Origin of the sequence: Methanolobus vulcani, assembly GCF_006546655.1 — an archaeon.
Classification (GTDB): domain Archaea; phylum Halobacteriota; class Methanosarcinia; order Methanosarcinales; family Methanosarcinaceae; genus Methanolobus; species Methanolobus vulcani_A.
This window is the reverse complement of record NZ_VIAQ01000020.1, coordinates 198,581-219,128: the sequence shown is the minus strand read 5'-3', so window position 1 is coordinate 219,128 and position 20,548 is coordinate 198,581. Positions and strand designations below refer to the sequence as shown.

The 20,548-nt window shown below is 33.5% G+C and carries 20 protein-coding genes; 10 read left to right on the top strand and 10 right to left on the bottom strand.

Features of this window, described 5'->3' with window-relative positions; genetic code table 11:
• Nucleotides 1–96 precede the first annotated feature (96 nt).
• From FKV42_RS13900 to FKV42_RS13885, 4 genes are read left to right on the top strand one after another with little or no spacing between them, the layout of a single operon-like run.
• Nucleotides 97–1,356 carry a DNA cytosine methyltransferase gene (locus FKV42_RS13900; protein WP_154810895.1) on the top strand — a complete coding sequence of 420 codons (1,260 nt, stop codon included), beginning with the start codon at nucleotides 97–99 and terminating at the stop codon, nucleotides 1,354–1,356.
• A complete protein-coding gene (locus FKV42_RS13895) occupies nucleotides 1,353–3,467 on the top strand; it encodes an ATP-binding protein (protein ID WP_154810894.1) in 2,115 nt (704 codons plus the stop codon). Before FKV42_RS13900 ends, FKV42_RS13895 begins: the two co-directional genes overlap by 4 nt.
• Before the next feature lies 1 nt (nucleotide 3,468).
• Nucleotides 3,469–4,752, top strand: a complete 1,284-nt coding sequence (locus FKV42_RS13890) for a hypothetical protein (RefSeq protein ID WP_154810893.1) — start codon at nucleotides 3,469–3,471, stop codon at nucleotides 4,750–4,752.
• A gap of 8 nt (nucleotides 4,753–4,760) precedes the next feature.
• Nucleotides 4,761–5,171 carry a very short patch repair endonuclease gene (locus FKV42_RS13885; protein ID WP_154810892.1) on the top strand — a complete coding sequence of 137 codons (411 nt, stop codon included), beginning with the start codon at nucleotides 4,761–4,763 and terminating at the stop codon, nucleotides 5,169–5,171.
• A gap of 311 nt (nucleotides 5,172–5,482) precedes the next feature.
• On the opposite strand, the gene FKV42_RS13880 is transcribed toward FKV42_RS13885, so the two are convergent.
• From FKV42_RS13880 to FKV42_RS13860, 5 genes are read right to left on the bottom strand one after another with little or no spacing between them, the layout of a single operon-like run.
• Nucleotides 5,483–5,932, bottom strand: a complete 450-nt coding sequence (locus FKV42_RS13880) for a hypothetical protein (protein ID WP_154810891.1) — start codon at nucleotides 5,930–5,932, stop codon at nucleotides 5,483–5,485.
• A 52-nt stretch (nucleotides 5,933–5,984) separates the two neighbouring features.
• A complete protein-coding gene (locus tag FKV42_RS13875) occupies nucleotides 5,985–8,996 on the bottom strand; it encodes a tetratricopeptide repeat protein (protein ID WP_154810890.1) in 3,012 nt (1,003 codons plus the stop codon).
• Between the two features lie 41 nt (nucleotides 8,997–9,037).
• On the bottom strand, nucleotides 9,038–9,853 hold the full coding sequence (locus tag FKV42_RS13870; protein ID WP_154810889.1) for a viperin family antiviral radical SAM protein: 816 nt from the start codon (nucleotides 9,851–9,853) through the stop codon (nucleotides 9,038–9,040).
• A complete protein-coding gene (locus tag FKV42_RS13865) occupies nucleotides 9,850–10,458 on the bottom strand; it encodes an AAA family ATPase (RefSeq protein WP_196214152.1) in 609 nt (202 codons plus the stop codon). The genes FKV42_RS13870 and FKV42_RS13865 overlap by 4 nt, the downstream gene beginning before the upstream one ends.
• Nucleotides 10,445–11,272 (bottom strand): viperin family antiviral radical SAM protein, encoded by an 828-nt coding sequence (locus tag FKV42_RS13860; RefSeq protein WP_268865999.1) that lies wholly within the window; start codon nucleotides 11,270–11,272, stop codon nucleotides 10,445–10,447. The genes FKV42_RS13865 and FKV42_RS13860 overlap by 14 nt, the downstream gene beginning before the upstream one ends.
• 101 nt (nucleotides 11,273–11,373) lie before the next feature.
• Between FKV42_RS13860 and FKV42_RS13855 the strand changes: the two genes are divergently transcribed.
• Together FKV42_RS13855 and FKV42_RS13850 are read left to right on the top strand one after the other, a co-directional pair.
• On the top strand, nucleotides 11,374–12,144 hold the full coding sequence (locus tag FKV42_RS13855) for a hypothetical protein (protein ID WP_154810886.1): 771 nt from the start codon (nucleotides 11,374–11,376) through the stop codon (nucleotides 12,142–12,144).
• Between the two features lie 62 nt (nucleotides 12,145–12,206).
• Nucleotides 12,207–12,437, top strand: a complete 231-nt coding sequence (locus tag FKV42_RS13850) for a hypothetical protein (protein WP_154810885.1) — start codon at nucleotides 12,207–12,209, stop codon at nucleotides 12,435–12,437.
• A 260-nt stretch (nucleotides 12,438–12,697) separates the two neighbouring features.
• Here the strand turns inward: FKV42_RS13850 and FKV42_RS13845 are convergent, their stop codons facing one another.
• Nucleotides 12,698–13,459, bottom strand: coding sequence for a ParA family protein (locus FKV42_RS13845; RefSeq protein WP_154810884.1), 762 nt, complete (start codon nucleotides 13,457–13,459; stop codon nucleotides 12,698–12,700).
• 263 nt (nucleotides 13,460–13,722) lie between these two features.
• Between FKV42_RS13845 and FKV42_RS13840 the strand changes: the two genes are divergently transcribed.
• The 3 genes from FKV42_RS13840 to FKV42_RS13830 are packed head-to-tail and all read left to right on the top strand — an operon-like array spanning nucleotide 13,723 to nucleotide 15,309.
• Nucleotides 13,723–14,112 (top strand): hypothetical protein, encoded by a 390-nt coding sequence (locus tag FKV42_RS13840; RefSeq protein ID WP_196214151.1) that lies wholly within the window; start codon nucleotides 13,723–13,725, stop codon nucleotides 14,110–14,112.
• Between the two features lie 4 nt (nucleotides 14,113–14,116).
• On the top strand, nucleotides 14,117–15,067 hold the full coding sequence (locus FKV42_RS13835; RefSeq protein ID WP_154810882.1) for a hypothetical protein: 951 nt from the start codon (nucleotides 14,117–14,119) through the stop codon (nucleotides 15,065–15,067).
• Between the two features lie 14 nt (nucleotides 15,068–15,081).
• Complete coding sequence (locus FKV42_RS13830; RefSeq protein WP_154810881.1) at nucleotides 15,082–15,309, top strand: hypothetical protein; 228 nt, start codon at nucleotides 15,082–15,084, stop codon at nucleotides 15,307–15,309.
• Between the two features lie 163 nt (nucleotides 15,310–15,472).
• Here the strand turns inward: FKV42_RS13830 and FKV42_RS13825 are convergent, their stop codons facing one another.
• From FKV42_RS13825 to FKV42_RS14290, 3 genes are read right to left on the bottom strand one after another with little or no spacing between them, the layout of a single operon-like run.
• A complete protein-coding gene (locus FKV42_RS13825; protein ID WP_154810880.1) occupies nucleotides 15,473–16,210 on the bottom strand; it encodes an NYN domain-containing protein in 738 nt (245 codons plus the stop codon).
• Nucleotides 16,211–16,257: 47 nt separating this feature from the next.
• The gene (locus FKV42_RS14295; protein WP_268865997.1) at nucleotides 16,258–16,380 is read right to left on the bottom strand and encodes a hypothetical protein; all 123 of its coding nucleotides are present in this window, start codon (nucleotides 16,378–16,380) and stop codon (nucleotides 16,258–16,260) included.
• Between the two features lie 49 nt (nucleotides 16,381–16,429).
• Complete coding sequence (locus tag FKV42_RS14290; RefSeq protein ID WP_268865996.1) at nucleotides 16,430–16,552, bottom strand: hypothetical protein; 123 nt, start codon at nucleotides 16,550–16,552, stop codon at nucleotides 16,430–16,432.
• A gap of 163 nt (nucleotides 16,553–16,715) precedes the next feature.
• On the opposite strand from FKV42_RS14290, the gene FKV42_RS13820 reads away from it, so the two are divergent.
• Entirely contained in the window at nucleotides 16,716–19,115 is a 2,400-nt protein-coding gene (locus FKV42_RS13820; RefSeq protein ID WP_154810879.1) for a hypothetical protein, read from the top strand.
• On the opposite strand, the gene FKV42_RS13815 is transcribed toward FKV42_RS13820, so the two are convergent.
• The gene (locus tag FKV42_RS13815) at nucleotides 19,099–20,376 is read right to left on the bottom strand and encodes a tyrosine-type recombinase/integrase (protein WP_154810878.1); all 1,278 of its coding nucleotides are present in this window, start codon (nucleotides 20,374–20,376) and stop codon (nucleotides 19,099–19,101) included. The two genes, FKV42_RS13820 and FKV42_RS13815, sit on opposite strands and share 17 nt — an antisense overlap.
• Between the last annotated feature and the right edge of the window lie 172 nt (nucleotides 20,377–20,548).

Sequence of the window (20,548 nt, the reverse complement as noted above, 5' to 3'; positions counted from 1 at the left end):
AATATAAAATATCAAAATCATGCGTATGGGATGCCTTTATATTTCCTATCTCCATATACCAATTATACCCACAATATTATATATCCAGGGATGTAAATGGAAAAAAAATACAGATTTCTCGATCTTTTCGCAGGAGCAGGTGGTTTGTCCGAAGGCTTCATTAAATCTGGTTTTGTTCCTGTGGCGCATGTTGAAGTCGATACTGCAGCATGTTATTCACTAAAAACGAGGATGGCATACCATTGGCTCAATAATAATGGAAAAATAGATGTTTATTATGATTACTTGAAGGGCAATATTTCGAGATCTGAGCTTTATGCGTCAGTTCCTGAATCACTGCTTAATTCTGTTATTAATGAAGAGATATCTGATGATACATTACTATCAATATTTGATCAGGTTGATTCAATGCTTGATGGTGAACCTTTGGATTTGATAGTTGGTGGTCCTCCGTGTCAGGCTTATTCTATTGTAGGCAGATCCAGAGCTGAAAACAAAATGCAAGGGGACAGCAGAAATTACCTATACGAATATTACGCTAAGTTTCTGGAAAAGTATTCACCTAAATATTTTGTATTCGAGAATGTCCAAGGATTGCTCTCTGCTAAATCAGTGGAAGGGGATTCATATTTTGAGAAGATGAAACAGCTGTTCCGCGAAAAAGGCTATACGGTTGAATGGGATGTTCTGAATGCCAATGACTATGGGGTGCTTCAAAGAAGAAAAAGAATTATCTTGGTGGGGAAAAAAGGTGATGACTCCGGATTCTATCCTTATCCTGAAAAATGGATCCCTGATGTGAAAGTAAAAGATATTTTTAAAGATTTGCCTGCATTGAAAGCAGGTGAAGGAACCCTTACTCCCTGTAAAACAGAAGCATATGATGGCAATTATCTTTATGAAGCAGGAATCCGTAAGGACGATGTTCCGGTCACTTTACATCAATCCAGAACGAATAAAGAACGTGATCTGGAAATATATCGAATTGCAGTCCAGAACTGGAATGCTGAGAAGAGACTTAATTATAATGACTTGCCGGCACATCTGAAGACACATAAGAATCGTTCTTCTTTCCTTGACAGATTCAAGGTTGTAGCCGGTGAAGACTCATCTTCTCATACAGTTGTTGCACATATAGCAAAAGACGGACACTATTACATCCATCCTGACATTAAGCAAAACAGATCGCTAACGCCCCGTGAAGCTGCAAGATTACAAACATTTCCGGATGATTACTTTTTTGAAGGTATTTCTGAAAAACCAAGCCGTACAGCAGCTTACAGACAAATTGGCAATGCAGTTCCTGTATTATTAGCTCAGAAAATAGCGGAAAAACTAAGGGAGAATTGGGAATGAATAATAGTCATACTTCATTTAAAACAAGAGCAAGACTTATAAATCAGCTTGGTGAGCAGCTAATAAAAAATGAATCAATTGCTTTGCTTGAACTCATAAAAAACTCATATGATGCAGACGCATCTGAATGCAATGTTATCATACATAACCCAAGTATTCCTGAAAAGGGAGAAATAATAATTCAGGATAATGGTGAAGGAATGGATTATAAAATATTATCCACTTCTTGGTTAGAACTGGGAACCAGTTATAAGGATGATCTTAGAAACAATCCTGATACAAAAAGAAGCAACCAGTTTGGTAGGCTTCGTATTGGTGAAAAGGGAATTGGACGCTTGGGAGTCCATCGTTTAGGGAAGCAGATAGAAATAATAACCAGAAAAGTTGATTCTAAAGAATATGTATTGACTATAGACTGGAATAATATTGAAAAAAGTAAATATATAGAAGATTTCCCTGTATTTATTTCTGAGCGTGAACCAACTGAGTTTGTTTCTGGTTCAGGTACAAAATTAGTTATAAAAAAGTTAAGAGTACCTTGGACACGGAAATTAGTTCGCGAGTGCGCACGTTCAGTTACTTCCCTAAATTCACCGTTTGATAGTGATGACTCTTTTAGAGTTAATTTTGAACTACCAGATTCAGATTGGTTGAAGGGTATTTTAACGTTCCAAGATATTGAACAATACAAATTATATTCATTTGATATAAAAATGGAAGAAGATAAAATTTCTTCATTCATGTATGAATTTACACCATGGCCAACAATGACTAAACTGATTCCAAGAACAATCACACATAATGATGGAAAGATGGGATCTCTTTTACGTATGGTAGCTAAAAAAGGCAGGAATGATTTTGAAGATATTGATTTAAGCAAATTTAAGATTGGTGAAATACGGTTCAAAGGTGTGATTTTTGATAGAGACCCTAAAATATTAAGTCTTGGCGTACAGGATAAACAGGGTTTAAAAAAGTACTTAAATGAAAATGGCGGCATTAAAGTCTTCAGAGATAATATGCGTGTGCTTGATTATGGCGAGCAGGAAAACGACTGGCTTAATCTGGGTGGAAGAAGAGTAAATATGCCAGCTAAGAGAATAAGTAAAAATATTATTTTAGGTGCTGTGTATCTAAATCATGAACATAGTACAGATTTAAAAGAAAAAGCTAATCGCGAAGGATTTGTGGAAAATGAAGCATATTATGAATTCTGGAAGGCTGTTAATTTTTCACTTGAAAGAGTTGAATCTCTTCGTAATACTGACAAGGATATCCTTAGGAAACATTATGGTCCACAAAAAGTTTCAGAGCCTGTATTTACTTCTATTTCAGAACTCAAAGCAATTGTTGATGACAAAATAAAAGATACGGACACTAAACATGAGATTAATCGTTACATCGACAGGATTGAAGATGAATATGAATTAATAACAAACAGTTTAATAACAAGTGCAGGCGCAGGATTAAATCTAGTAATGCTGATACATGAAATTGAGAAGATGATTAAGGAAATCCGTGGTATGCTTGAAGACAAATCACCTTCTGAAGAATTGAATAGAAGGTTTGAAAGTCTTTCATTGTTAGTAGATGGTTATAGTATTTTAGTCAAAAGCTCTGAAAAAAAAGTAAGAGATTTAAGGCCAATTGTTAGTCAGGCAATTTTTAATGTTGGCTATCGTCTTGAGAAACATAATATCAAAATAAACTCTGCATTTACATCACGGACTGAAAAGACAGAGGCTCTTTGCTCGGAAAATCATTTATTAAGTGCTTTAATGAATATATTTGATAATTCTATTTGGTGGCTTAACTACTATAAAATTGAAATGCCAGAAATTTATGTAGATATTTCAAATGAGTTCCCCGGTCATATGAGTATTATAATTGCGGATAATGGTCTTGGTTTTACATCGGAAACAAGTGAAATTATCAAACCATTTGTGACTGATAAACCTGATGGTATGGGAATTGGTCTTCATCTTACACATCAAATTATGGAAGCGTTGGAAGGACAACTTTTGTTCCCAGAAATGGAAATATTTGATATTCCTGAAAAATTTGAAAATGGAGCAATTGTTGCTCTTGCTTTTAAAACAGGAGGTAAATAAAATGAGTTTGCCAGAAGGAGGAGGCATTGTTTTAATCGACGATGTAATGGATGAAGTCTGGCCTTTAATGGAGACATTTGGAAAAAAGGGTATTCCGTATATGTATTTTAATGGTGACCCTGAAAATCTACCAGCATCGCCCCTTAAAGGCATACGCTTTATTTTTTTAGATATCGAGCTAAAAGGAATGCAGGGACAAAATGAAAAGATGAAAATCTCTGGATTGGTGCAAAGACTAAAACAAATAATTTCATTAGAAAATGGTCCTTATGTCATTATTTTCTGGACTCAAAATGATAAAATAATAAAGGATGTTATTACTGGTTGTGAGACTGCCTCAATAAAACCTGTATACTGGCTGGATCTTGAGAAATACAAATACATAAAAGATGGGCAGGGATTAGATGCTCTTGCAAAAAAGTTAGATGATTTTATATCTACCACAAATGCTTTTCAACTTTATGTGGAATGGGAAAATATTGTAAGTTCTTCATCCAAACAGTTTGTTTATGATTTTTCATCCCACGTAGAAATGGGCGATGAATGGTCTAATGATACGGCTTCTCTTTTCTACAAGCTGTATGCCTCATTTGTTAAAGAGAACTTTACAACAGATAAAAATGAAAAATTTCGTTGTGCATGCCATGTGGTTAACAGAAGTTTTCTTGATGTTCTCGAAAGCAAGACAACAACTGAATTAATGGCTCCAAGCAGCTTTGAACTTAAGCAAGGCACAATAACAGAGGACACGACAGCGAAACTAAATACGTCCCTTTTTCTTACAGACAATATTTTTTCCAGACCAGTTACAGGGTGCGTGTTTTTAGAAGATAATCCTTCTATCCTTGAAGGTATTAAAAAATCAATATTTAAGGCTTCCAAAAATCCTGAAAATGTGACTCTGTGCAAGATTATTTTGACTCCACAGTGTGATTTGGTACAGGATAAAACTATAAAAGTGTCAGATAAAGTGTCAGATGAAAAAAAAGAGGACATGATTTTACATCGGATAGTGTATGGCATTTTTTATCCAATGACTAGCAATTACGAAGAGGAAAAAAAGAATTTACATGACCGTGCAAAAGACGCGAGATATATTGTAGGCCCGATATGGCATGATAAAAAACGATGGCTCCTCATAATCAATTTATCAACTATGTCAATTCAGTCAGAATCTTGTCTCAGAGATTCGGTATTGTTCGTTTTACAAAAAGACATTTTATTTGACTTGCAATCTGAAGCATCAAAACATGTAAACAGATTAGGCAATTATTTGCTCAGTTGATGTGATCTATGGACGTTCATTCCCGCAAGCAGCGCAGTTACAATATGTCCCGGATAAAGGGGAAAGACACCAAACCTGAGATTACCGTTCGTAAATGGCTCTGGAATAATGGATATAGATACCGACTTCACAGAAAAGATTTACCTGGCAAACCGGATATTGTATTTCCGGGAAAAAAGAAAGTTATTTTTATAAATGGCTGTTTTTGGCATAAACATGACTGCGAGTACTTCAAATGGCCAAAATCCAATTCTGATTTCTGGTATCAGAAAATCAGTAAGAATGCCCAGAGGGACACAAAAAGTTATGAACAGCTGCGTGCAGATGGCTGGAATATCCTTATTGTCTGGGAATGTGAAATAAAGAAAAAAGATCTGACTTCTCTTTATAATAAGCTGACTGACTTTCTTGATTCATAAGAATCAATATAATATTGTATTCCCATAGCTTATTTTTCTGTGGTTACGATTAATGCTGTATAATTATACCTATTATCAGTATATGCCGCAGTGTCATTGCCAAAATAATCGCATAAAGATTGTACAGTTATTCGTGTTCAATTTCTTATCTCTAAATCTTTTAACATCGATATGCAGACTTCAAAATCATCAGGAATCTCAACCATTATTATCTTTCAGGAAGGCAAATCCACATCTACAAATAACTGCTCTAATTTATTAATTGTATTTTCAGTAGCAAAATGTAAGATGCCGATTCCACCTGCTTCTTCCTAGTTTATGATGTTTTCAATATTATCGTCTACAAGGATACTAGTGGGGGATGAATACATCTTTTTATCTGAACGCCTGCAGATAAGAGCTTTTTCTGCAAAGTCCTTGCCAATTTCTCTGACCAACCAATCATATTTTCCCACTTTACTGAATTCTGCTACGTTTCCTCTTTTAGGATTTGGATGTGCTGAAAGTATTGTTGTATTAAACTTCAATAGATAATCAACAAGTTCTTTTCCATCTTCTTTCCATGGCATCTCTGACCAAAAAGTAATCCCTTGGCATCCGATTATCTTCCAGAATTCATCTCTGTCTGAACTATGTAGTTTGATAAGATCAGCTGAAATACTGTTGCAGGCATTGTCAAAGTCGGTGATTACATTGTCCATATCAAGGTAAATTCTGTATTGGCTATTGGTATGATGATTACAGTTGTTTTTTATTGACATTTGATTACCCCTCTTTTGATAAAATACGTAGAATAATGGAAAGCATGGAACTCTACTTATACAATATATAGATGACATTATTCAAGTGTGACACAATCTTTTGTCTTACATTTAGCACTTCATCATAATTTTTTACATTTTTATGTACCGAGTCATTCCTATAAGAACTAATCATACCACATGCAAATTTGATTTTTTGCATATCTTCTGGAGAATATCGTTTTATTAATTCGTCTTTGAACTTTTGGTATACAGGATTCTTACTTTTTTCATTTACATATTGCAGTATTGTTTTCCAACCATTTAGTCCAATAGACCCTTTTTTGCTTTTATCCAGCATATACTTTAGGTATTGTGGGAATTCTTTTCCTTTAAATTTTCTGTAATCTTCACAAACACAATATCCAAATTCGTCATAAATAATTTGACGTATTTGGTTTGAGATCTGACTGTCAAGCATATTCTCCAGGGCTTTGCCATAATAATGTAAAGCTGTAGAGAAATCACGTTCATTGATATCTTCCATTTTCTTGATGTCACTAATCATCAGTTTTTCAGCAGAATACAATGTTTTTCTGATATTATCATTTTTTAAAGAGCTTAGGTTCAGCCTTTTGCTTGAAAGTGCATCAAGTTCTTCCTTAATAGTTTCGAGTCTCTCTTTATCAGCTTCCGAAGATAATTTTATTGCTTCTTCAATGCATTCTTTTGCTTTTAAGGTCTCTAAGTCTCTTCTATATTCTGTTGCCATTGATTCCCAGGCATAAATAGTTTTTAAACAATCGAGAGATTTTTGATAGTTCTCTATTGCTTTATCTGTTTTACCAATGCCGGAATATGCAAGTCCTTTATTGTATAAGAGAAGTGATTTTGTTTCATTGTCTGCTTTTGTACTCAGTCCACGTTCAAAATAGTCAAATGCATTTTCGAAGAATCCTACTTCTAGGTAGGCACAGCCAGCTATTAGATGAAAATTAATGCCCTTTGAAATTATTTTAGCTTCAAGTGAATCAATGATTTTATCTACATTTCCCTTTGACCACAACAAAGTTGCTGTGTTAATAATCGTAATTATAAATTCCAATAATCCATTGTTTAATTGAGTAAATATATCACAAGAATCTTCGAGATGCTTAATCCCCTCATCAAAATTATTTTCTTTAATGTCAATTAAACCAATATTGATTTTAGCAATAGCAGCATAAACGGGCTCCTGGGAGTTATCAATTAGTTCTTTGCACAACTCTTTTGCTTTTAGAAAATTACCGTAATATAGATTATACGTCGCATTATAATTTAAAGAATTGAAACAAGAAAAACCATGGAGTTTTTCAATCTCATACTCCTTTTCAAAATAGTCCATTGATTTTGCGAATTGAAATGTATGAAAAAGTGATGTTCCGTTTTTTGATAGTTCATCAACTTTTAATATGTTTTCAATTTTGTTCAATTTATTATAATCAAAACTACCATCTTGCAGCATAAATGCCATAGAATTAAGTATACTCATTCTTTCTTGAGCACGTTCTTCTGCTTGTGTATTTATGCCTTTTTCATTTAATACTTTTGACAAATATGTGAACTCTTCATTGAATTTGCCCAATCTTCTATTTGCGCAGGCTAAATTGAAATATATATTACTTTTTTCAGAGGGAGATAATTCAGAACATTTTCCTTCAGTTTCAAGGAAATATTTTTTGGCAATTTCAGTTTTCCCTAATTGATAATACATTTCCCCAATATTCTTTAACTCAATTGCCATTTTATGTGTATAATTGCAGTTTTTGTCAACATATTTACCGATGTGTCTTAATAATTGTTTTTCAGTTTCATCGGTGGTCAATTGATTCCAGTCAACATTATTTTTTTCGTTCAGTTCCTCTGATTTGCTAAGTTCTTCCGCTAAAACAAGTGATTTTTTGTAATAATCTATAGCTTCATCAAATTTTCCAAGTTCCCGAAGAGTTGTTGCTAAATTATCATAGCAACTGAACTTAGTATTTGTATTCTCAGTGCTTTTCAGGATAGAGGTCCAAATTATCCTCGCTTCTTCAAAAAAACATGACTGAAAAAGTTCATTTGCAAATATAGATAACTCAAAATAATCATTTTTCTCATTATTATAAAATCCATATTCACATAGAGCGGACTTATATTCTTCAAGTATATTATCAGATATTTCGAAAGGGTATACATTATTCAAAATATTTATTTTATCCATTTCATTATGTGAATTGAACCAAATGAGAGAAGCAACTGAAAAAGAATCATTTATGAATTTATTATAGTTCATTAAAGTATCTAGCATTGAGACTTCTTTATCATCTATCATTTCTTCCATTATTTTCACAAGCTCTTTCACAAATCTAACATCATGAGGATTCAATTTCACTAAATTGTGAATATTAAAAGAATGGGAATGGTAGTAATGGATACAAAATTTTATATTTTCAAGCATGTATTGGCTCTGAGAGTATAACCAACGATGTGAACCTACTTGTTCTCCATATAAATTATCCTCACTAAATATCTGATAGCCCTTAAAATACCCCGATTTATAATCGCTAATAAGTTGTGAGAGTACAAAGAATTCGTTATCATCCCCATTATCAATCGCATACTGAAGTCTTTTAGAAAAATAATATAAGGAATTATCATTAACCGCTTCGAAGTTCTTGGTTTTGTCTATTGACGGTGAAAATGGCCAGGTTATTGGATTTTTTATCTCTTTGTCAATCAATGTATCTTCAACTTCATTAGAGAATGATCCAAACAATTCTTGTTCAAAATTTAAGCTTGAAGTAACCAATCTATTTGCATATTGTTTAACAGTTGATTTGATTTTTTCATTTTTGTTTACTTTGTCAAGAACATAAAGATAGAAACCAGGATCATGACATCTTCTTATCAAAAAAAGATTATTCAATTGAAAATGATGGTAAAGCTCTTCTTTTTCCACCTCAGTAGTGCACTGTTTAAATTTCTCCCTTACTTTGAGATGATTATCAATTAGATATGTGTCAAAGAAAAATTCTTTAATTATATTATAGTCTATTTTTCTCATTCTCTCACCCACTTATATAAGAAATTATCGTACTAATAAAATCAATTATGAATACTGTTTTTTTCAATTACTGTAATACTTCCATCACAATTTAATGTCAATACTGAATATATATTTTTTGAAATATCATTAATGTCTTTTGAAGATAGTAAAATAGAACATGAATCAATAGTGTTTGTATGTTGATTAAAAACAGGTTCTTCTCCTGATTTCAATATAATATTTTCATTCAATTTTTGGTAATTTAGAAATTCTCGATCACTTATTAAGAACTTTGAATACTTTTCATCTTTTATGTTAAGTGCCTTAAATATCTCCCATTTGTCAGGGTTTAAGGCTCTTATAAATGGTTTCAAATCCTCTTTGCAGTTTAGTTTTGTAATAATGGTGTTAATCTTCAATTTTACATCCGTACATTTGAGAATATTCGATACTCTCTGAATGTTCTGTACGTGTTTTCCACATCCTCTTCCCAGTTCTTTTTCAACTTCTTCTTTACTTGAATCAAGAGGAAGTTCTATCCAATCAAGATAAGGGGATAATATTGCAATTTTCGAGCTTGTTAAAAGTGATCCATTAGTTCTGAGAGTTGTTATGAATCCTATTTTCTTTGCCATTTTTGTGATATCACATATAAATGGATAAAGTAAAGGTTCTCCTCCAACAATGTTTATTTTCTCAAAACCCAAATCATATAATCTGAACAATATAGTTTCGGCATCGAGTATTTCAGTTATCGTTGATTTTTGTTTTTTGACAGAACAAAATTTGCAATTGTAATTACATTTCAATGTAACATACCAGTTTACTGAATCAATGTTTGTCTTTGGCTGAAAAACCGTTGTCGTATCCTTCATACTTCGCACCTGTGTAAAATATCGAGCATTTTTTCAGCAGTATCCTCACCCATCTGAATGATATGAAGTCGTATCCCATACTTCTCTGAAATCTCAGCAGCTTTCTGTCTTTCGAAATCAAGCTCTTTCCTGATGACATCCAGATCAGTGATTCTTTTCTTTTTTGAATCTCTTTGTCTATGGTCAAGAATACGTTCAGGGTATGAATCGAGCAGGATAATGTCTGTATAGAATCCATAATCCATGTGGGTAAAGATGCCATCAATTTCTCCAGTCTTCAGGTTGTAGACCGTAAGGTGGGAATCAACTAGCAGGTCCTTACCATTTACCTCCTGCATTTTGTGAAGTGAATCCCTGATTTTCAACCTGTAAGCATATTTTTTGTATTCAGGTAAGAATTCAAATTGAGAGTAAGTTTCTCCCATCATATCCTGCAATATGTCAGAGCCTGAAGTGAAACAAAGATTCAGTTTTTCTTTGTTGATCTCTTTAAGCACGCTTGACTTTCCAACTCCCCTTACACCTGTAAAACAGATTCTTCGCAACGAACTCAGATAATCCTGAGATGAATCTGAAAAAGAAAAGAAGGTTTTAGTTCCAGTCATAGACACCTCTCCTCCCAGTGTACTTGTCTGCATCAACCAGATCTGTAAGCTCCATATGCTGAAGCAATTCAAAAGGGATTGTTGAGCGTTGATTACCTTTACTCAGGAGAATGTTTCCATCTGGACCTATGATGAAATATGATTCCAGCATATCTTCAACAGATTCAAAGACAGGTGAGGTACCATTCTTGAACACAATTCCATCGTTTATTTTCCTGAAGATTCCAAACTCTTCCTGGTTAAGAATAAGGTCAAGAGCATCATCATTCTGGCCTTTCATGTGTAATATCTGGAAGACCTTCCACCTTTCCGGGCTAAGTGATGAGATGAACGGTTTCATATCTTCAGAATAGTTCATCTTGGTAACTGTGGTGTTGATCTTTAACTTCATTCCGTACTTGTGAACAAGTTTGCAGACCTTACGGACATGTTCGACATGATTTCCGTTTCCCCTCCCTAGCTGTTTTTCAATTTCCCCATCAGCGGAGTCAACAGATATACCAACCCAATCCACATACTCACTCATTTCCCCGAGATTATTCTCATTGAGCAGAGCTGCATTTGTAACAATGCTAACTATGAACCCCATATCCTTTGCCATCTTAAGCAGATGGTCCAGGTTTTTATATAATAATGGTTCTCCACCAGCAAAGTTGATCTTTTCAATTCCTTTTTCCTTTAAAGTTTCAAGCTTTTGTCTGGCTTTTTCAATATCTTTGAATTCCCCACTCATGTTTTTGTAAAAACAAAACCTGCACTTGTAGTTACAATTCATGGTGACGTGCCAGTTTACAGATTTTATTGTTGTATTCATCATCAACTGAGAATTCGTTCCAGCCTACATAATAATTTTTTAGATTTACTAATTATTTAATAAATAGATTTATTACTTAATAAACTTAAATGGAACATAGAATGACAATAAAAGAGAAGATCCACATAATGAGTGCTGGAGCGAATGTGCACAATACATTCCCAATAGCAATTTACAACATCTCACCTGCTTCTGAGGTATATGTCATTGCTGAAAAGCGGGTATACGAGGATTCAGACAATCCTAAAACACAGGAATCACGAGTAGCAATAAGAAAGTCTATAGAGGATTTAATAAAACTAGCAACCCCTATTGTGAAAAATGGAGTGCATGAGGTAATTATAGAAGCTGATACCATCGATTACATCAGGGCAAAAGTCTTTGAAATATACAAGAATAACCCCAATGCTCAATACTACTTTAACGTATCAGGGGGAACTAAAATATTGTCCATTGGCTTATTTATGATGGCAATATGGCTAGAGGCGACACCATACCATATAGATATGGAAGACATAGCTAATGAGATACCAATCCCCAAAGTGCATATCGAAGATTTTCAGTCAAATCAAAATAGAGAGACAATACTGAGAATCCTGGATGCGCAAAAACCATCAGATGAGGATAATTTAAAAACGTTATCAAGAATGAAGCTACGTGAAAAGTTATCGAAAGAATATATCCCTATCAGAGATAAGAACAGAGAAGACAGAACTCTAAAAGATGGTGTATTTAACTCCCTGACACATGACCTCCTTAAATGGAATCTTATTGATGAAAGGCATATAGAAGGCAGAAAAAAAGAGAAAGAATATATTTTGACACCTGATGGGGAATTAACTTTAAAGTTTGTAAGTTTGAAAGGAAAATAAGCACTTAAGACATCTTTAGAGAGATTATCCACAAATATACAAGCAACAAAGAAGGTGATTAAATGGTTAAAATTACAGAAGCATACAATAAAACACCTGAAAACTTCATGAAATATGTTACTATCTCAAATAATGAATTAGTAATACAAGGCGAAGATGTAATCATCAGATTATCTGAAATACTACATATAGAAAATAAATTCGGTCACATGAGATACTATACAAGTAATGGAAATGTGACATTATCAGATGATTCTAAAATGGACAAAAAAATATTTGTGGAATTGTGGTGATTGTATGCGAATACATGCTGGCCTGCCAGAAGATTTTTTAGAAAAACTTGATATGTATAAGGTCTTTTCCTTATAATATCCCAAGAAACTCCCTTATAGTAAAAGCAGTTGATGATTTCCTAAAAAAGAAGGTTTTTGAGATTATTGGAATTATCAGAGGAATCTATAATCGTATTTTTTTACTTGATATTCTTATAGAACAGTTATTAGGCTCTGTAGAAATCCTAATTTGAGCAGTATTTGAGAAACTCTTGAATATTCTAATTTTCGATTTCCAACTTACTTATAAGTTCATCTGCAAGTGCCATATATGCTTCTGCACCCTTACAGTTTGGATTATAAGAGAATATTGTTTCATCAAAAGTAGCACTCTCTTTAAAAGAAACATCCATTGGAATCTTAGTATCAAGGACAGTTTTTCCATACCGGCCTATGACTTTTAGAATGTGTTTTCCTGTTTGTGTTGTCGAATCAAAAGATGTGAGTAAAATAAAAGTGTTGTCAACTCCCCCTATTCGTTTCATGTGATAAGTGTCAGCATCCTCTTTTACATTTTTGCGTTTCTCAATCTTAGAAAATACGCCTGGAAGTGTTCTTAAACTAGAAGAAGATTCTACAGGAACAATCAATGTGTCAGCAGCAAGAAAAACACTTGATTTTGCATATCCTTCAGAAGGAGTATCAATTATAATATAGTCATAATTTTCAAAATTGAAATATTCCAATAGACCTATTAAACCAAAGTAAAGATCTAAAGAATCAAAAGGTCTAATTAACCTTTCAAAATCTATTGAATCAATGATTTTTACGTTCTGTTCAGTCGATTCATATAAGACCATATCTTTTATTTTGCCTTCTAACTTAATACTCAATGGCAGCAAACAAGTTGCTGTATCCCCAAGTGGACTGGCATCAACAACTATAACTTTTTTTCCTTTTCGCCCAAATGCGACCCCAAGATTAATCGTCGTAGTAGACTTACCCACTCCATCTTTTCCCATCACAGAAATTACTTTAGTCACCTTTTCCCACCCCTGAACTTCACTAGAAAATCAAAAAGTTCATATATAGACATATAAACGCTTAGTAATGGCAATAAATATGTAATTATTAATTGTATCATTTCATCTTATAAAAAATTGGCTCAGTATAAATACTCGATATTTTGGTGAATTAGAAGTTAACAGTACTCGCAAACTCAAATAAATGATAAAAGTGAAATAAAAACATTAACCATAAGGTTAATATTCTTAAAAAAAGAACCGTGGACCAATTACATGCTTTTGTGGATGAATTTCTCTCACCTGGATCATTGGGACTACTTAGCAAAGGAATCTCTCAGAAACGGCAAGTACAGCTGATTATTGATTTTGATTATAGAAGACTTTTGACAAAGAGTTGCTGTTATCCAACTGATCACAATGGTTTAGAATTAGATAGAGTACTTGATGACGTGGAAAGAGTGTATTTGACCATACTGGATCAGTCTGTTATCGCAAAAAAAGGATTTTGGGAGAAATGTATTGCAGCTCTGAAAGTGCCGTTACACCTATCACCAAAATTAGAAGGCAATTTGCTTTCTCCGAAAATGGATTTATCTATTTCTAAGAATGAAGCAGAATTGCCACGTGATTTGGATGCCGAGAGAGTGGAATCTGAGAATAAAAGAGTTTGATAGCATGATCAGCTACCATAAAACAATGGCCTATGTAATGATTTTTATTGTTTTAAGCTACAGTGGCTGTATTTCAAAAATCGAAGATGGAAGTATAAACGATCGGGATCCTAGCAATAGTTTTGTTGTTATTTCGAATATAGAAGACTTAGAATTGATTGCAGAATCAAGTCAGAATGCAGGTTTTGATCAAGAGCTTGTTACCTTATTAGAGTCCTTAGAGAATTATGACTACTACTGTAATCCAGAATATGATTATGAAATGGCTGCTGAGACAGCATATTCAATATCCACGGAAATACAAGATTATGGGTTAAAACCACTTAACATTGAATTGTTGAAGGAATATGGGAGCTACAAACACGAAGTTGGACAAGCTAATCGAGTGATAGATACTTTAAATGGAAAGATGAAATATCATTTTGATAAAATCCCTGATGACGAACTATCTCATAATAAATTTATTAGTTTGATTAATAGCGGTCAAAAATATTTACCTATAGTGGATTCATATAACGAATTTTTGAATAGTTCCAAGTATGTGATTGATGATAGAAACAATCAAGATAACATAAGGCGATTTTACATATGTGCTTTTTTACTTGCTGTCGACATTGCTTTGATAGAGTCAGGTGGCATACATAAGACTACATTCAAATCTGTAGGCACCATTAGTAGAGATTTGAAGTTGATGAAAACGGTTCCATATTTGGGATACAGTGGATATGGTTTGTTATTAAGCACTATTTATTGGAGTATAAGGGGCTATATGGAAGAAACCAAAAATGAGGTTTTTGACGTGTTGCGCGATGGAATTCCTGAAGAAGAAATAAAAATTTATGTTTCACAAATAACAGCGGAAAATATAACCTCATGTTTTGATGCGGTTAGTGAAACTTCAATGAAGAAAATAGATATTGTGAACAATGAAGTCAAAAAGTTAGGTATTGATTGATTCGAGGCAGTTGAATGTTTTCTCCTATGGTAATTCTGACAATTGTTAAACTTGTACTTGCATATGGCATGTATCTATTTGTCTCGCAAAGCTACCCATTTGTACCAACACTAACAGTTTCAGCATGGGCATTGGGTACAGCATTCACAGTGTATGATGGAAGCAAGATCAAGTATAGTATTATAGTCATATCTATTGTGGCTCTCATATCTTTTATTAAATGGTTCGGCCAGTTTGTATAATTTAAAGTGGCATAGGAAGTTGGTTTTGTATCAATGGGGGATAATTTTAACCATTTTTAGTTTTGCACCCCTTCTGATATTAATTTCGTTGCGGACACCAAATATTTTAGAGATTATTACGTCAAAATAAAATAGGAAATAGGTTTTCTACAAATCTATTTTATCATGCAGTAACTCTTCTCATGTAAATATTGTTTTTCTTACGCACTAATTCAAAAACATCTGAATCTTCTACCATTTTAGAAAGCTTAGAATACCCATGAGTTCGTGGGTCAAAATCTGGATTCATATTATGCAACATATTGCTAATCTTTGATAATAACACGAGTTCATTGCTTTCCGATATTTTGTCGTATGCCCCTCCAAGGATCTTACGAGCTTTAATGGAGTGACTGTTCTTTGTTGCTACTATCTCTTTGTTTTTCACATCAGGCAAATCTTGATCTGTTAAGTTTTCAATATAAACAAATTCTATGCATGCGTTGACAAAGGGTTTTGGTGTTTGTTTTCTACCAACTCCTAAGACGAACAATCCTTCTTCCCTATACCTCGTTGCCAGTCGAGTATAGTCACTATCACTGGAGACAATTACAATTCCATCAATTTTTTCATTATAAAGAATATCCATAGCTTCGATAATGAGTGAGCTATCTGTACAGTTTTTGCTACCTACATTTCTGAATTGTTGACTTGGATGAACAGCATACTCTTGAAGAAATTCTTTCCATGGAGCAAGTTCCTGTGAAGTCCAATCACCATATGCTCTTCGAATGGTCGCAATCCCATACTTTGAAACCTCATTGAATATCTCGTTTAAACACCTGTATGAGGTGTTATCACCATCAATTAGTACAGCCAAAGCGCTTAGTTTCAAGTTTTGATCTTTAATATCGCGTATCATAGTAATATCCCCAATAAAATAAAGTAGAAATGAAGCTGCAATGAGCTTCACTTTTTGTTTTTAGATGCAGCAGACATGGCACGAGCTTTAAATCCCTGGTTTGTTCCAGATTTATCAGCACTTGACTGTATCCTTGATGCTGCTTTTGAGTCCATTGATTTTCCTGACATTACATTCCTCCTGATTTTATGTTCAACAACTTTCTGTTTTGGATTACGATCACTTCTCATCTTTAGATTCATAATCGTCTGGTCTTTCATCTTCTCCACGGCTCTGCCAGTATGCATCATTGTTTGGATTGCACTGGTTTGCATGGTTGTCACGATCTGACTTATCACTCATCTTTCTGACCTCCTTTAGTTGATGAACTCACATCTTCGAGAAATATATAAATAGTTTACAAAGAAGTAAAGACTTGAAATAATGTATTTGTAAATTGTTTTAAGAAACACTTTACTTAAAGCAAACTTATAAATAATAAGGCATTTCGGGAAATGGGACTACAATGAAAAGCGTCACAGAGGCACAGTGGGAGGTTCTTGAATATTTCATAATCAAAGAAAGTAATCAAATAGAGGATTATCTTAAAAGAAAAGAATGGGATAATAATCTGAAAAAAACACCTTTTAAAACCTATCCTGCCAAGATTGAAGAAGAAATTAAAAAAATAACAGGCAATGAAGTTTCAAGGGTAACTGCACAGAAAGCCTGCCAATCTTTTTTGGAGATGCATATTTTAGAAGTATTGGACAAAGAAACAGGAAAACATTTGAAAGGGAGAGATGTAGAACCATATGTACTCAAATCTGATCTACGGTCTATCAGAAAAATAGTTGCTTTGATATTCGATAGGACTTTTAATCAATCCAACAAAAAATACCAGTTCTCCTATCTTGATGCAATGAAGTTGCTTAATAACTACTATTTTACTTACAACATAAATGAATCACTTGTAAAAGAAGTCCTGGCTGAAAAGAACATAGCAATTAAACGCAGTTTTCAGATTTTAGATTGGGACTTAAAAAGTGCGCAGAGGTTGCTGGAAATTTATAAGGTGAATGATGAAGGAGTCACTATCTCTGAGATCGACAAAAATGCAGCTACTAATATAATGCTACAAGTCGTAGATGAATCAGAAAAGAAGAATAAAGATGCAGAAAATTCAATGATTCGTAGGTTGGCGGGGTATTGCAATGATTTTCTAGAATTTGTAAGTGAACACAAGTCTACAGAGTTATCAAATTATGAAACTCGTGCAATGAGATTATTTGAAGACTTTCGGTCTGGTGGATTGCTTGTTCCAAATGAATTTCAATATCATAATGAATGGCCTTTGTCTTGGGGAATATTGACAATCCCTTTGTGTAGCAATGAAACAACTATAATTGAGAGAATAACTAAGGTAAAAAAAGCAAACTATCAAGATTTTTACTATGTGTATCATGCAGAAGGAATAATAAAACTCTCTTTAATAGTTGATTTAGTGATTGCCAAGTACGATGCGACTATATGGTCACTCCAAGAAATAGAAACTTTTTTGGAGTTGGACCATGGATCAGGTTTGTCACTTCATTTTGAAAATGAATGCGATCAATTCAAAACAAAATGGAAGAAAATAGTTGAAGATAATGACAATGAATTTGATTCTAATCTTTCAGGAAAGTTGTTAGATGATATCAAGATCCTGAATGATGGATTAAAGGCTGATTTGAATAAATTGACCGAGACGTATGATGCAGATAACAGTGATTTATGGTCAAAGATACGAAAAATAGAATCTGATCTTCAATTTATGCCAAAGGATGCTAAAAAACATTCTACTATCGAAGACATAACAAATGATTACATAAAAAATAATTACAAGACCATTTTGGACGAACACGAAACAAAATTCGAATATGAGAAAGTCATTCTTCCCATTTTAGCTTTAATACATGCTTCCCCAATGGCTTTGAATGAATTCCTTAATGGAAACTGGGAGTCTTCTGAAATGGAGTTTGATCCCAGTTTTGGAGTAGAACAATTGAATAAGAGTACTCTTTTATCAAAATTAATCCAGATAGCTAGCATCAATTTATTAATGTATCCAAAAACCCTTACCAAAGGAATCATAGAAAGTGCAGGTATGGAACATTTCAATCTGCCTAATAACAGCCATTCCCAATCTGAGTATTATTCAAAAATGGATGTAAATGAATATTGGAAAATATATGATCAAATGCATAAAGATTGGTACAATAACCTCACTTATTCTGAAATTAAAAGCTATGAACCCACTTTTTTGAAATTGAAATTGAAACAACTTTATGAAATACAATACAAACTCAGCTTCTCAACAGATTCATCATCTAATGCTGATGCACCCATTTATTCAAAGATAGATATTAGAAATCATCCTGATTTTGATCTTCATTTCTTAAAGGTTGGGGATATTAGAGATTCTGTAGGTATAATTGAAAAACTCAGATCCGAAGAAAGATCATTTGTTTATATCATGAATAAATTCTCAACCAGAATGCAAAATAAGCTTAAATTTATTGATACCAGTACACAACCTTCACTGTCCTTTATTAAAGAGATTACACAGGAACTGAATAATGTACTTCTTCAGCCTGATTTTTATAGTAAGGATATTTTTGGATATATTCTGGATGACAAAGAAGATATTAAATCTGAATTTGAAAAACGGATTTCTAACAAATATCCAAGTAAAGAAGTCATGAAACTGATTAATATAGATATGCGGTATCATATTAATACCTTCAGTAGCAATAAGTACATCTTTCTGAAACTTATGAAAGATGAATTTCATCCTTGGGTTCTTGAAGATGATGTTGAACAATTTGAGGAATTATTACAAAGATGCGCCATGTATGATGAAAAACAAATCAAATCTCAAAATTAGTTTCACTGATTATCTCAATGAAACGTATTTTTGTAACCTCACAATCCATAATGCGTATTAGCAATTCATTCTCCAATTTTATTTCCTTATTTATCATCGCTAGTTGTAACCGAATATGTTGAAGCTCGTCAAAAGCATCACGATATTCATTTGAGACAGCGATTTGCTCTTTCAATTTATTTCTTACAGATTCGAGTTCATCTTCTTTGTTTTTGTATGCAAGAGAGTTTTCAACGTTATCACTTTCATTGATTAACAAATATGGAAGGTATTTTTGGTATGTTTCTTCAAGGTAAGATGTCTTATATTTAAAATATGCATCAACTGTATCGTTATTTTTGTGCCCTGAATAATGATTGATGATATTGAAATCGCATCCTGCATTTAATAAAGTAGATGTAAAATACTTTCTCATATTGTGGCTTCTTAAAATATTATACACTCCAGGCGTCTTACTCTCAACACCTAACGTTTTAGAGAGTTCTGCATATATGTCATCGATATTTTTTGTTGTTAATGCTCTGTCGCTTTCTATACGAGTTCCGAGATAAGATTCTAACTTCTTGCATAGAATGAAGAGAGGACTATTATCTGTAATTCTCACCTTTTGATACTCACGTAAATCATTATTATTCATTGAAGTAATGTCTTTTTCTCTTGTTTTTAGATATGTAAATATGGCTTGAGATGTCTCTGGTGAAAAGAATGTTGTAAATACAACTTCTGTTTTTTGTCTTGCGATATGAATAGTCACTATGCCTGTTTTGGAATTAAATCCCTCATAAAACTGCTTTACAGTCAGATTACAAATATCACTTGCTGATAATCCTGAACTAACTCCAACCAGAATGATGGCACGATCCCTAGGACAAGCAACTTTTAGCGCCTTTCGTATAAGTTCCTTATCTGGTATTTCTTGATTCTCAGGCCGTGATGAGGCTCTTTTTTGTTGTACGAGTGCTTTTGGAGGGACAGGGAAATGGTATGTTTTGAAGAATGATTCAATGGCACTCAAGTACTTTCCAATAGTACTTGTTGCATAGGGAACTCCATACTTGTTGGTCCTTTTTGTAAGATCATTCCTGAAGGAAATTATAAGAGAATAATGAGTCATTTCCTCTGGTTCAAAAGCACGTTTGCGTTCTTCAACTGCAGTTTCTATGATAGTTGAAGGACTTTGTCCGGCATATTGACAGAATAAACGTAAGGCAGTAGTATATCCTGCTATTGTGCTCTTGTTATGAATTCCTTTTATAGCCAAGACGTAAGCTACTCTTTTATCGTCCAGGATGTTGTCGAAGGTTATGGTAAATCCTCCTGGGGAATCTTACCAGTGATAATTTCAAAAACAATTTGTGTGAGAATATGCTGAATAATATTGTCACTTGATTTCCATGACTTTAGCATTTCCGGATTATTGACATATATGTTAA